Annotated in this window: 13 protein-coding genes; 2 read left to right on the top strand and 11 right to left on the bottom strand. The window is 41.8% G+C overall.

Going from position 1 to position 14,161, the window contains the following annotated elements:
* Positions 1-30 precede the first annotated feature (30 nt).
* The 11 genes from CAP51_RS12430 to lpxO form a co-directional block, all read right to left on the bottom strand.
* On the bottom strand, positions 31-816 hold the full coding sequence (locus tag CAP51_RS12430) for a hypothetical protein (protein WP_087621080.1): 786 nt from the start codon (positions 814-816) through the stop codon (positions 31-33).
* A 127-nt stretch (positions 817-943) separates the two neighbouring features.
* On the bottom strand, positions 944-1,363 hold the full coding sequence (locus CAP51_RS12425) for a Na+/H+ antiporter subunit G (protein WP_087621079.1): 420 nt from the start codon (positions 1,361-1,363) through the stop codon (positions 944-946).
* Between the two features lie 11 nt (positions 1,364-1,374).
* The gene (locus tag CAP51_RS12420; protein WP_087621078.1) at positions 1,375-1,650 is read right to left on the bottom strand and encodes a monovalent cation/H+ antiporter subunit F; all 276 of its coding nucleotides are present in this window, start codon (positions 1,648-1,650) and stop codon (positions 1,375-1,377) included.
* Positions 1,647-2,192, bottom strand: coding sequence for a Na+/H+ antiporter subunit E (locus tag CAP51_RS12415; protein ID WP_087621077.1), 546 nt, complete (start codon positions 2,190-2,192; stop codon positions 1,647-1,649). The genes CAP51_RS12420 and CAP51_RS12415 overlap by 4 nt, the downstream gene beginning before the upstream one ends.
* A gap of 3 nt (positions 2,193-2,195) precedes the next feature.
* Positions 2,196-3,992 (bottom strand): monovalent cation/H+ antiporter subunit D, encoded by a 1,797-nt coding sequence (locus CAP51_RS12410; protein ID WP_087621076.1) that lies wholly within the window; start codon positions 3,990-3,992, stop codon positions 2,196-2,198.
* Positions 3,992-4,360: a Na+/H+ antiporter subunit C gene (locus CAP51_RS12405; RefSeq protein WP_087621075.1), complete on the bottom strand. Its 369-nt coding sequence runs from the start codon at positions 4,358-4,360 to the stop codon at positions 3,992-3,994. Before CAP51_RS12405 ends, CAP51_RS12410 begins: the two co-directional genes overlap by 1 nt.
* A gap of 4 nt (positions 4,361-4,364) precedes the next feature.
* Entirely contained in the window at positions 4,365-7,187 is a 2,823-nt protein-coding gene (locus tag CAP51_RS12400) for a monovalent cation/H+ antiporter subunit A (RefSeq protein ID WP_087621074.1), read from the bottom strand.
* Positions 7,188-7,459: 272 nt separating this feature from the next.
* Positions 7,460-8,395: a tRNA dihydrouridine synthase gene (locus tag CAP51_RS12395; RefSeq protein WP_087621073.1), complete on the bottom strand. Its 936-nt coding sequence runs from the start codon at positions 8,393-8,395 to the stop codon at positions 7,460-7,462.
* A 156-nt stretch (positions 8,396-8,551) separates the two neighbouring features.
* A complete protein-coding gene (locus tag CAP51_RS12390; protein ID WP_087621072.1) occupies positions 8,552-8,818 on the bottom strand; it encodes a hypothetical protein in 267 nt (88 codons plus the stop codon).
* 148 nt (positions 8,819-8,966) lie between these two features.
* The gene (locus CAP51_RS12385) at positions 8,967-9,317 is read right to left on the bottom strand and encodes a hypothetical protein (protein ID WP_087621071.1); all 351 of its coding nucleotides are present in this window, start codon (positions 9,315-9,317) and stop codon (positions 8,967-8,969) included.
* An 86-nt stretch (positions 9,318-9,403) separates the two neighbouring features.
* Entirely contained in the window at positions 9,404-10,318 is a 915-nt protein-coding gene (lpxO, locus tag CAP51_RS12380; RefSeq protein WP_087621070.1) for a lipid A hydroxylase LpxO, read from the bottom strand.
* Positions 10,319-10,821: 503 nt separating this feature from the next.
* Between lpxO and fadB the strand changes: the two genes are divergently transcribed.
* Complete coding sequence (gene fadB, locus CAP51_RS12375) at positions 10,822-12,975, top strand: fatty acid oxidation complex subunit alpha FadB (RefSeq protein WP_087621069.1); 2,154 nt, start codon at positions 10,822-10,824, stop codon at positions 12,973-12,975.
* Positions 12,976-12,987: 12 nt separating this feature from the next.
* Complete coding sequence (gene fadA / locus CAP51_RS12370; RefSeq protein WP_087621068.1) at positions 12,988-14,160, top strand: acetyl-CoA C-acyltransferase FadA; 1,173 nt, start codon at positions 12,988-12,990, stop codon at positions 14,158-14,160.
* Position 14,161 lies beyond the last annotated feature (1 nt).

Here is a 14,161-nt window from a genome sequence, read left to right as displayed (position 1 = left end):
TTTGTATGCGCTTTTATAGCAGTTTTTATATTAAATCACATCAATCTGCATGATCTCATCGGGATCGTACTGATATTTTTGACCATCAAATGGGAGGGTAAATTTAAATTGCTGTGTTCCTTTTTGTTGTTTGCAGCCTGTGGATTGATGTGCTTCGTTATGTGTATATGTCTGTTTGAAAATTAAATCCTGTAAGCCATGTTGCTCTCGAGTTCCGAGTACAATGACGCTGTGAATATTGGCACCCCATTTTGCTTGTGTCGTTGGACATTCACCTCGGCTATAGTAGTGGGATTTGGTTGGTAGATCATTCAGTACGAAACGTAATTTTGCATTGGGTTGAAGTTCAATCAGTTCCAGATATTCATCCCCTGAATTGGTTTGCGGTTTATAGTTTGACCATTGATGCCTTAGACCGATCACATGCTTATTGGTCAACGTAGAAAAATGTACCAGATCAAAAAAGATACCTTCAAAATCTTGATAGGATGAGTATAACGTATCCTGTTTTTGTAGCATGGTCAGTTGTTTGGGAGCGGTATAATCAAATAGATAAATTCTTAATAAATAAGGTGAATCAGGCTGATTTTGTTCAATCGGTAATGCCACAGCAAATAAGGCTTTGTGCCCATCAATAATCAGACAATCTTTTTCTTTTTGTTTAAATGCATAAGAGGATTTGAGTTGTGTGAGAATTTTCTGCGCAACTGCATCAGAACAATTTTGATAAGGTGTTTGAATTTGCATCGGTTGCGCTGCGTTTGCATAGACCACAGCACAGCAGATCCACATAAAAACCAGAATAAATTTTTGCATATTTTTGATTGAGCTATTTTTCTATAGACTGTAAATAACTACAAACCATGCTGTCAATCAAAATATATGCAGTGGAAATAGGATGCCAGTATTTATTGTATGGTTGGCAATTAAATTTAAACTCGCTTTATTTTTTTTCATCCTCTGGTGTAAGCTCTGAATATTTTTGATTACGGGTATTCATAAAAATAGGGCGTTTCACTTGTTGCCACGGGAGTGGACGATTTAATGCTTCCGGAACATCACCACTACGGGAACGTAAATTGAGATGAATCGCTGCTTGTGCTAGCAAATTGGCAGAAACAGGGGCAGTAATAAAAGCGAGTAGAGTAATTAATAATTCAGGAAAACCAAAGCGTAGCTCAAATGCCGAATAACTAATGGACGCAATTAAAAAACTACCTAAGCCCAAGGTGCTGGCCTTTGTCGGTGCATGCAGACGCATAAACAGATCGGGCAAACGGATCATGCCAATACCGCCGACAATAATGAAAAAAGAACCGATAATCAGGAAGAAAGAAACCAGAATTTCCATAAATAACTGCATGACTATTCTCCTTAATCGATCACATGACCTGTGGTGAAATAACGTGCCAGAGCAGCAGTCGAGACAAAACCAAGCATGGCGACCAGTAAAGCACCTTCAAACATGTCAGTGGTTGCCCAGTAAATACCCAGCACAATAATAAGACAGGTGGCATTTAGAAATAAGGTATCTAGTGCCAATAATCGATCAATCACCGATGGCCCAATAATTAAGCGGAATAAACAGCAAAACACAGAAATCGAAATTGCCAGAATACTAAACGCAAGCACATAGGGTAGAATCATCATGATGCATTCTCCTGATTTTGCTGATCTTGTGCATGAAAAATCCGAATAAGCGGTTGTTCATAGCGTTGTTTGATGTCATCAATATCCGCCTGCTCATTGTCGGTACTTAAACTATGGACTAGGATATCACCGCGTTGTTGGTCTATACCGGCGGAAATTGTACCGGGTGTAGTAGAGATAATCATTGCCAGTAAACTATTGACTTGGTCATGATTGGTATCCAAGGGCACCCGAAACCATTTCGGATGTAATTTGTCTGAAGAGCCAAGGACCAGCTTTGCTACCCGAATATTACTGATGATTACATCCCAGAACACCACAAAAAATAATTTTAGTGCCTCAAGCCAGTTGATATCAGGCGTGCGTACCACAAAACCTTGCATCATTTTGGGAATAGACCAACCCAGTACAACTGCTAGCACAAAATTACCTGCGGAAAAACTGTGTTGCAGCATTAGCCATGATACAGCCAGAATAAAAGACACCAACGGATGGGGAAATATCCGGAAAATAAAATGATTTGTAGAGAATAATTTACGCATCATTTACTCCATCGGTTCAATTTTGGCATCATCATTTGGCAGTTGATTTTGCACAGGTTGAGGGTGCATTTTTTCCTCGGGAATATGTTCACCTGCCAAGGTATTTGGTGAAATAATATAAGGAATATAATCCTGATACTGATCAGGTTTAGTTTGTATATATTTCAATTCAGGCAGATAGCTGACATCATAAGGTTGTACACTGATGACCTCACCAGTCGCATCTTTTTTCAGTAAACTATCCTGATAAAGCTGTTTATCCTGTAATTGTTCTGCTGCTGCATAGGTATATTTATAAACCGGGTCGGCAAAGACAGCATATGCAGTCAGGAATAGCAAAAACGCATAGACCACTTTATCCAATCGCGGTCCCGGATGATCGGGTAAGGCCTGATATTTTTCATATTCAGGATTTGCCGGATTATCTTCGGGCGTGCTAGCGCGCCAGAATAAAATAAAGCCGACACGGACAAATGCCAGAATTGATAACAGACTCACCAATAGGATAATTAAAATAATACCGACTTGCCATGGATGATAGAGCGTACCTTGTAACAAAAACACTTTACCAATAAAGCCACTAAACGGTGGCAAACCCGCCATCATTAAACCGATCAGCATAAATAGAATACTGAGTAAGGTATTTTGTTTCATGACTGGGGCAATTTTAAAATGATCCTTGAATTCGCCACGTTGTGCACAGATCCATTCGGTCAGGATATAAAAAGTTGCTGCAATAATGGTACTGTGGATGAGATAATACAGTGCGGCAGCCCAAGCCTGCATGGTAAATAATGAAAGTGCAATTAAAATGGTACCAATTGAGGATAGCACCATAAACCCGATAAAACGACGTAGGCGCTCCGAACCAATCGCACCAATAACCCCGTAAACACTGGTGATGATACCAATTGGTAATAACCATTGTTCCATCAGATATTGACCCTGTGCATCACTAAAGATCGTGCCATTCACACGTAAGATCGCGTAGATCCCGACCTTAGTCATGAGGGCGAATATTGCTGCAACAGGAGTCACGGCAACAGCATAGGTTTTGGGTAACCAGAATCCGACCGGTAACATGGCAGCTTTGATACCAAATACCATGAATAATAACATTGCACCGGTAAGTGCCATTTGATGATTATCAGTAGGCAGTGTTGGAAAAATTCGGGCAACATCGGCCATATTCAGGCTGCCGACATTACCATAAATTAATCCGAGGCCAATCAGGAATAATGCCGAAGCAAACAGATTGATGATGACATAATGTACACCCAGCTTGAATCTGGCTTTATTATGGCTATGCAACAGCAACACATAAGATGCCATCAATAAAATTTCAAAGAATACAAACAGGTTAAATAAATCGCCAGTCAGGAAGGCACCACACATACCCATCAGCAAAAACTGCATCATGGCATGAAAATAACGTCCTTTTTGATCCCATCGATAGCTGGCAAACCACAGAATGGGTAATGCCAGAATATAGGTGAGTAGTACCATCATCGCCGCAAGACGATCAACCACCAGAACAATACCAAAAGGTGCAGACCATTCACCCAAGCGATAGCCGAAAAGCTCTCCAGAACTGGCAAAATTTACCATGCAAATTGCAAGGATCAAGCCGATAATGGTAGATGCTAGACTAAGGCCATGTCGAATAGGCTGACGCCAGTCACTTTCCAGCGATCCTGCACCGGGATTGCCCAACAAAATCAAGGCAAATGCTGTAAATGCCGGCAGTAAAATACTAAAAATCGGAAAATGGGTTTGCCAGAACTCCACAAAAACATTCATCAAGGCTCATCCTCTCGTGGATCATAGCTATATTTTGCATCTTCCTTGGCATCAACATGATCATTACCGGTTTCAAAACGACTGCGTAATGCTAGTTGCACAATAAAAGCTGTGGTGGCAAACCCAATCACAATTGCAGTTAAAACCAGTGCCTGTGGTAGAGGATCGGTGACTCTTGTCGTTTCGGTTAAAATTGCTGGTGCGTTGAGTTCCAGCCGTCCCATGCTAAACAGGAAAATATTCACGGCATAGCCAATCATGGCCAGTCCAAGCACCACCGGAAAGGTACGACGACGTAAAATGAGATAAATACCAGTTGCGCTTACAACACCTACACCTGTCGCAATCAAAAATTCCATACTGATCATTTTATTACCCCCGTATCGGACCAGACATTGAGGAATGTCTGGAGTCGCCTAAAACTGAAATGAGTAACATGGTTGCACCCACCACAGTGATATATACCCCGACATCAAATGCAGCAGCAGATGCCAAATGCAGATCACCGATCAATGGTGGATGTACATGGACGTGCGCGCTGGTGAGAAAAGGACGTCCCCAAGCCCATGCTGCCATACCGGTTAAACCAGCGATAAACAAGCCGATGCCAATCCATTTTTCGTATAGACGACCCGAATTGGCTTTTAATAAGCGTTCCGCTTCATCCTGACCGAGCGCAATATATTGAATGATCAATGCCATGGCAGTAATCAGACCTGCAATAAAACCACCACCCGGTAAATTATGCCCACGCAGGAAAATATAGAAACTGATCACCAACGCCAGAGGTAAAACCCATGACATGGTAATACGTAACATCAGTGGCGAAGGATTAAAACGGTAGGTTAGTCCCTGTGTCATGGTTGCACCATGAGCACGCATGCCATCCATCATCGACAGCGCACCAATTGCGGCAATACCGAGTACAGTGATTTCGCCGAAGGTATCAAAACCACGGAAATCAACCAAAATGACATTGACCACATTTGAACCACCACCCAGTGGTAAGGACTGCTGCATAAAGAACCAGGAAATAGATTGATGGTCACGTGTTAGCACCAGCCAAGTTAGCCAGCCCAGTCCCAGACCACCAATTGTTGCCAGAATGGCATCACGCCAGCGTCGGCTGCGTGTAGACTCATAAGGGGTGAGTTGTGGTAGTAAAGATAGACTCATCAATAATAAAACAGTGGTCACTACATCAACTGTGATTTGTGTCAGTGCAAGATCCGGTGCAGACATGGTAATAAAGACCATGGTCACTACCAGACCGACTGCACCACTGATTAATACAGCCTTAATACGTTCATGATGGAACCACAGCATCATCCAGCAGGCAGTGATCAGTAACAACCAGAAAATAATGGCAATTAAGGGCGCATGGATCAGTTCTCTTGAGCCTTTGTCGATTTGGAAGCCATACATTGGGATGATAGCCATCAACAATGTAAAACTAATAATGATGAATAGGTAATTTTGCAAGGCACCTGTTTCGGTATGCTTTTTGATATAACGGCTGAACAGCAGTAAATATTTTAGAAAATAATCGAATAATACCGTACCACGAAATTTACCCAGAACAGGATCAAGATCGACTTTGCGTAATTGACCATGTCTTGCCATCTGGAAATAAAACAGTGTTCCACCTGCAAGTGCCACAATACTCATCAATAATGGCATATTAAAACCATGCCAGAGTGCTAAATGGACCGGTTCAAGCTGGGTCAGTTGCGTGGTTGCCGCAGTAACACTGTTGACAATATTTTCAGCCAGTAATGCCGGAAAAATACCGACCAAAATACAAAGTACAGCCAGCAATGCAACCGGTGCTAGCATGCCTTTGACGGGTTCATGGATATCGGTATTGGGTAAAGGCTTGCCATGCTGTGCATCAAAAAATACGCCATGAACCAGACGAATCGAATAAGTCACGGCAAAAATCCCTGCCATCGTGCCGAGACTGACCATCAGTGCAAGTAATAATCCAGATTGACTGGCAACCAGCTCGGTAAAGAACATTTCTTTGGACAAAAAGCCATTGGTAAAAGGCACACCCGCCATCGCTGCACAGGTGATCATGGCCAAGGTACCGGTAATCGGTAAAAACTGCCATGCACCACTTAAACGTCTTAAGTCCCGAGTGCCAGTTTCATGGTCGATAATTCCGGCGATCATAAACAGGGCTGCTTTAAAGGTCGCATGGTTAATGATATGGAAAATCGCCGCTGCAATGGCCAGTGGTGTACCAATCCCAATTAGACACACAATCAGTCCGAGATGGCTGATAGTGGAATATGCCAGTAAGCCTTTTAAATCTTCTTTAAAAATTGCAAAAAATGCGCCCATGCACAGTGTCATTAAACCGACAAAAGTGACAATGCTATGGAATAAGGAAGCCCCGACAAAAATAGGAGAAAGACGCAATAATAGGAAAATCCCAGCTTTAACCATGGTCGCAGAATGTAGATAAGCTGACACAGGCGTAGGCGCTGCCATTGCATTAGGCAGCCAGAAATGAAATGGAAATTGCGCGCTTTTGGTAAAAGCACCCACTAAAATTAATAATAAAATCGGCACAAAATATGGGCTGGATTGAATCAGATTAGCTTTTGCGAATAATTGATCAATTTGATAGGTACCAGTGATTTGACCAAGGAGAATAAAGCCTCCCAGCATACATAGGCCACCCAGACCGGTAATGGTGAGCGCCATGCGTGAACCACGTTGTGCTGCTTCATAGCGTTGCCAGTAACCCACCAGCAAAAATGAAGAAATACTGGTCAGCTCCCAGAAAACCAGCAATATCATTAAATTATTAGATAAAGCGATACCCAGCATGGCTGCCATAAAGAGCATGAGTAAGCTATAAAGTTTAGCCAGAGAATTCTTTTTATTTAGATAATAATAGGCATAGATAAAAATCAGTGTACCAATTCCGGTAATCAGTAAACTAAAGAGCAAACTGAGTGCGTCAAGCCGAAAGTCAAAATTAATACCAACACTGGGCAGCCAATTCAGGCTATAGCGAATCACCTCGCTTTGTTGCAAGTTTGGAATATAGCTTGCGAGCCCGACAAAACATAAAATGCTGATGCTACAGGCAGCAATCGCCGTCACCTGTCTGGAAATTTTTTGCAATCCCCATACCGAGGTTGTGCCGATCAGTAAAGGCAAAAGAATAATGACAAAAAGCACAAGCGGTTCCCATATAAAACTTACGTGTGCTAATACCGAAACATTAGCAGTTTAACTGTAAAGTATTTGGCAAAGAATGCCTAACTTTAGCTACAAATTAAAAAATAAAACAAAAAGATTGTATTGCGCAATCTAAAAAATGAAACTTGATGAACGGCGGTTTGCTACGCAACAATGTATCATTGAAAAACTCGATAATATTATAGTTTTGCATCGAGAACAAGGTTTAATTACATAAATTCAATATGCTAGTCATCGAGCCAATAAAGGGATTATTGCAATGGATGTTGCAGTGCATTTAACAGCTCCGGCATAGTTTTTATCTTCTTAACCACTTGCCACAAGTCCTGTGCTTCGGGATAGGCTTTAGTCATCATGCCGAGCCATTGTTTGTATCGGCCAATCAGACCAATTTCGGTTTTATACTGACCGTTTAAAAATGCAATTTGTAATTGTAGTAGTTGTGACCAGTTCATGCCAAGATCAGGATTATTCTGCCGAATGGCATTGACCAAATCCGGTGTGGTGACTGCACCACGACCAATCATTAAATCTTCACATTGGGATTGTTGTTGACAGCTTCTGGCATCGGTAACTGTCCAGATTTCACCATTGGCAATTATGGGAACAGTAATAACCTGTTTAAGTGGTGCAATTTTTTCCCAGTATGCTGGCGGTGTGTAGCCATCTGCTTTGGTGCGGGCATGAATCGTAATCCAGCTTGCACCTGCATCTTGTAAGGCACGGGCATTATCAAGCGTATGTGCTTCATCTAGATAACCCAGACGCATTTTTGCCGAAACAGGAATATGTGATGGCACAGCATCACGAACTGCCTTGACGATGGCATATAGTGTTTCTGGTTCATCAAGCAAAACGGCACCGCCACGATGACGATTAACCGTTTTTGCCGGACAGCCAAAATTAAGATCGATGGCAGGCGCACCAAGTTCTACTGCTTTATAGGCATTGGCTGCCAACATATCCAGACGATTTCCCAAAAATTGTACATGCACTGGCGTCTCGGCAGGGGTTTTGCCGTGATTTTTTAATTCTGGACAATAATGGTGATAAACATGATCTGGTAACAGACTATCTGTGACGCGGATAAATTCGGTGACACACCAGTCATATTGTCCAACCTGTGTAAGAATGTCCCGCATTAACGGATCGGTTAAGCCTTCCATTGGTGCAAGTACAAGTTTCACGGGACAATCCTCAAAAAATTTTCGCTGTTATACGAGTTTTAAGCGGGATTGTCCAGTCGGGAATATGTGTGCTTGAGAGATAGTGAATATATGTTCGCATGCAATGCGATGTTTCACTTGCAGATTGGAATAAATCTCCACATCTGATAAGCAGGATTATTGAAAAGCAGTTTTTTTGCAGTGCTGGCGATTTAAAACTTTTGCAGTGATTCCACCGACAATTGCGCCAGTTACTGTATTAAATACAGGTAAGAAATGTCCAGCGACTGCACCAATTAATGCACCTTTAACAGTAGGGGACAACAGCTGTGATGATTTTTTTGCAGTCTTGGAGGGTTCGGTGTTGTCATTGCGATTTAATGCTGTTTCAGCGACAGGCGCATCTGTAGGCAAATTCGCATTATGAAGATATGTAGTGCTCATGATCATTATCCTTGTTGATGATTGATGACATTTATCTTAGGCGCATTACAGATTCATCATGTAGCCATGTTGTATGGCTTATTGTAATAAAGGTAACGATAGCTATAACAATTGTGAGCAGTGTATCGTCCCTTTAACATCGATTTGTTTAGATCGGGTGCGAGGTGTTCAAGCAGCTTTGATATTTACCTTGTTTAAAGGCTTCCATGGCTTTTTCCTTATCCGGTTGCTGATCCAGTTTTTTCACCTGATGTGCCTGTTTGACCAGATCAATCAGCATGTCACGTTGTTGACCGGCAGGGCTTTTGTTCAGATGTTCAATTGATTTTTCCATCGGAATATCATTTTGACGATCAAACATAATATTGTAGGCAGCCCCTTCGTAGGTTTTACAAAATGTTTGCCATTGTTCTTCTGCGCTGAGTTGTTTTTTTTCACCGCAACCTGCGATCAGCGTCAAAGGAATATAGATCATCAAGACAGAAATGCTTACTTTCATTATAAAAAACCATTGTAAATAGATAAACTCAATTGAGTTTAGCATAGCCTAAACAGCGGCATGTCGAAATGTACTTTTACATTGTATTAAAATACATAAGGACGAATAAAAATTAAAAAGAAAATGCCCAGCATAATTAACCACTTCAATACATAATACAGTGTGCGATTCCGGGCTTTTAATGCTTTGGCTTTGATTCGAATTTGATAAATATAAGCAAAGGCTTTGTTTAATCCGCCTGTTTGATCTCCAGACTCATTCGGAGAACTGGCCGCGGTCATGACATTTTTGCCAAACCAATGATTAAAGCGTTGCATCCAGCGTGTTTTAAGCGGACGTTCCACATCACAAAACAGAATAATCCGATTTTGATCTGTGGTGTTTTCGGCATAATGAATATAGGTTTCATCAAAAACCACACTTTGACCATCTCGCCATGCATATTTTTCGCCATCAACATCAATAAAGCAGCGATCATCGTTGGGTGTGATCAAGCCCAAATGATAACGTAATGAACCTGCATAGGGATCACGATGACGTACCAGCCGACTATGGGGTGCAAGCTCGGTAAACATAGCTGCTTTAATGCTGGGTAGGGTTTTGAGTAATGCTGTAGTTTTTGGACATAAGGTGCTGGCAGAAGGATGACTGGAGTCATACCATTTTAGATAAAAGCGTTTCCAACCAGTTTTAAAGAAGGAATTAAAACCCAGATCGTTATATGAACTTGCTGCCTTGATTCCGCCTTGGGCATAGAGCGCCTGTGCTTCTTCACGAATCATTTGCCAGTTTTGATCGAGAACTTTGAGATCCTGAAAATATTGGGTATCAATATAAGGTTGATTAGGCACTTTAGAAAATTGATACATCAAGAAATTAACCGGTGCAAGTAAGGTCGAGTGATCGAAAAACTGACGGTAAAAACCATGCCGTACACGACCACGATATTGAATATAGATTGCACTGATAATAAAAACTGCAAGTATGATCCACTTGATCATTATCACACCTGTTATATGTCGAAATTGTTACATCACAAACCCAAAAGGTAATTTTAAACCACTCAGTATAAAAAATGATAATCACGTCCTAAAAAAATTGTAAGTAATGAGAATGGTTGGAATTTACCTTATTTTACGGACGAACTTGAGTATCGATTTTACTTAATGATATTTGCTTACTCCCTTAGCGATGATTAAATGGGGTGGTGAGAAAAACTTTATAAAAAATAAAGCATAGATGTGTTGAGGATAATGCAAAGATGTCTAAAGAACTGATTTCTATTGGTTTGTTTTTATCTAAGTCATTGGTTGTAAATATAAAATAACATAATATTCAAAAGTATTTTTTGCTCTAATTGGCGATGACCCTTGCGTCACGCCTTGATACAACTTGTATGTCATTTTTTAGATATAGTTAGCGTAAGATTAGGCAAGCAGATATGCATATTTTTGCATAGGCTTTTTAATTCACCATAAGTCCTCCAAATAAAAGGAGATCAGGCATGATCCACAATGGCAATGCCATTACCGTCCAACTACTTTCGGATGGAATTGCAGAACTTCGCTTTGATTTACAGGGCGAGTCAGTTAATAAATTTAACCAAGTCACTTTAGAAGATTTAAAAGCCGCAACTGATGCGATCAAAACCAATAGTGAAGTCAAAGGTTTGATCGTAACCAGTGGTAAACCCGTATTTATCGTTGGTGCAGATATTACAGAATTTGGTTCATATTTTTCTGCCGGTGCAGAAGTAATTGCCGAAAAGACACTGGTTGCTCACGATATTTTTAATGCATTTGAAGATCTGGACATTCCCAAAGTGGTGGCAATCAATGGTATTGCCTTAGGTGGTGGTTTTGAGATATGTCTGGCATGTGATTATCGAGTGATGTCTACAGCAGCACAAGTTGGCTTACCAGAAGTGAAGCTGGGCATCTTCCCGGGCTATGGCGGTACGGTACGTTTGACACGTGTGATCGGTATTGACAATGCGTTGGAATGGATTGCTGCCGGTGCGCAACAAAAACCGGAAGTAGCATTAAAAGTTGGTGCGGTAGATGCAGTCGTTGCACCAGAAAAATTACATGATGCAGCCATTGATCTGGTGAAAAAAGCCCTTGCAGGCGAGTTGGACTGGAAAGCCAAACGTCAGGAAAAACTGGTTCCTGTAAAATTAAGCCCGATCGAACAAATGATGGCGTTTAATTCTGCCAAAGGTGTGGTTCTTGCCAAAGCAAATCCGGCACAATATCCGGCACCAAAACTGGCGATTGATTCTATCCAGATTTCTGCAACGCAAAACCGTGATGATGCAGTCAAAACCGAAGCTAAATTCTTTGGTCAAGCGGCAGCAACACCACAGGCAGAAGCATTAATTGGTTTGTTCTTGAATGACCAGTTAGTGAAAAAAGTATCCAAAAAACATGAGAAAGGTGCTCATCCAGTCAATCAGGCTGCGGTATTGGGTGCGGGTATCATGGGTGGCGGTATTGCCTATCAGGCTGCTAGTAAAGGTACACCAATTATCATGAAAGATATTGGTAATCCACAACTTGCACTGGGTATGGCAGAAGCCAACAAATTATTGACCAAACAGGTTGAGCGTAAAAAATTAACACCTGCCAAAATGGGTGAAACCCTTGCACGTATCCGTCCATCTTTAAGCTATGATGAGTTTAAAGAAGTTGATATCGTGATTGAAGCGGTGACAGAAAATCCAAAAGTGAAAGAAATTGTACTGGCGGATACCGAAAAATACGTACGTGAAAACACGATCATTGCGTCTAATACCTCAACGATTTCCATTACGCGTTTGGCTAAAGCCTTACAGCGTCCGGAAAACTTTGTCGGTATGCACTTCTTTAACCCAGTACATATGATGCCACTGGTAGAAGTCATTCGTGGTGAAAAGACTTCCGAAGAAGCGATTGCAACCACTGTTGTTTTAGCGCAGAAAATGGGTAAAACGCCAATCGTTGTCAATGACTGCCCGGGCTTTTTGGTCAACCGTGTTTTATTCCCTTATTTTGGTGCGTTTGACCTGCTACTTAAAGACGGTGCAGACTTCCAGCAAGTGGATAAAGTCATGGAAAAATTCGGCTGGCCGATGGGTCCTGCATACCTGATCGATGTCGTTGGTATCGATACCGGTGTACATGGCGCAGAAGTCATGGCAGAAGGCTTCCCTGACCGTATGAAACCTGATTATAAAGGTGCCATTGAAGTCATGTACGAAAACAAACGTCTAGGTCAAAAGAATGACGTTGGTTTCTACAAATACGAACTTGATCGTAAAGGTAAAAAAGCCAAAACTGTTGATCCAACAGCATATGAGCTTGTGGCAACGGTTGCGACCAGTGACAAACGTGAGTTTGATGCACAAGAAATTATTGATCGCATGATGTTGACGCTGTGTAACGAAACTGTTCGCTGTCTGGAAGACAATATTGTGGCAACTGCTGCTGAGGCAGATATGGCAATGATCATGGGTATTGGCTTCCCGCCATTCCGTGGTGGACCATGCCGTTATATTGATCAGACTGGTGTAGCTGAATATGTTGCACTGTGTGACAAATACGCACATTTAGGCAAGGCTTATGAAGCGCCACAATTGTTGCGTGACATGGCTGCAAACAATAAAAAATTCTACGGTTAAGGAGCAACGTGAATGACTACTTTAAATCCACGTGACGTTGTGATTGTTGATGGCGTGCGTTCTGCCATGGGCAAATCCAAAAACGGTATGTTCCGCAATGTACGTGCTGACAGCTTATCTGCTGAATTAGTACGTGCACTTGTTGCTCGTAACCAGTTTGATACAAATGAAGTTGAAGATCTGATCTGGGGTTGTGTAAACCAGACCTTAGAACAAGGTATGAACATTGCCCGCAATATCGGTTTATTGGCTGATTTGCCAAAAACTGTTGCAGGGCAAACAGTGAACCGTCTGTGTGGTTCTTCTATGCAGGCGATTCACACTGCGGCAGCGCAGATTGCAACCAATCAAGGTGATATCTTTATCATCGGTGGTGTCGAGCATATGGGCCATGTTGGTATGATGCACGGTATCGACCTGAATCCAGAGGCGTCCAAGCATTATGCCAAAGCCTCTAATATGATGGGCTTAACTGCGGAAATGCTAGGTCGTATGAATGGTATTTCCCGTGAAGAACAGGACAAATTCGGTGTGGAATCACACTTACGTGCCTGGGCTGCAACACAAGAAGGCCGTTTTAAAAATGAAATCATCGGTATCAATGGTCATGACCAAAATGGTTTCTTACAGCGTTGTGATATTGATGAAGTAATTCGTCCAGATGCCAACCTTGCTGCTTTTGAATCATTACGTCCAGTATTCGATCCAAAAGGTGGTACAGTTACTGCGGCAACATCTTCAGCGCTGTCTGATGGTGCATCTGCAATGTTATTGATGTCTGCGGAACGTGCACAATCTTTGGGCTTAAAACCGCGTGCTGTGATTCGTTCAATGGCCGTTGCTGGTTGTGATGCTGCGATCATGGGTTATGGTCCTGTCCCTGCAACACAAAAAGCTTTAAAACGTGCCGGTTTAAAAGTTGAAGATATTCAAACAATTGAATTAAATGAAGCTTTTGCTGCACAAGGTTTGTCTGTACTTAAAGCATTGGGTCTTTATGAGAAACAGGATATTGTGAACATCAATGGTGGTGCGATTGCGTTAGGTCATCCACTTGGCTGTTCTGGTGCTCGTATTACCACAACCTTGTTAAATGTCATGGAACAACAGGATACACAAATTGGTCTTGCGACCATGTGTATTGGTTTGGGTCAGGGTATTGCCACGATTATTGAACGTGTTTAAT

It is taken from the genome of Acinetobacter populi, from assembly GCF_002174125.1.
Taxonomy (GTDB): Bacteria; Pseudomonadota; Gammaproteobacteria; order Pseudomonadales; family Moraxellaceae; genus Acinetobacter; species Acinetobacter populi.
The sequence above is the reverse complement of the archived record's forward strand: the minus strand, read 5'-3'. Positions and strand labels throughout refer to the sequence as shown.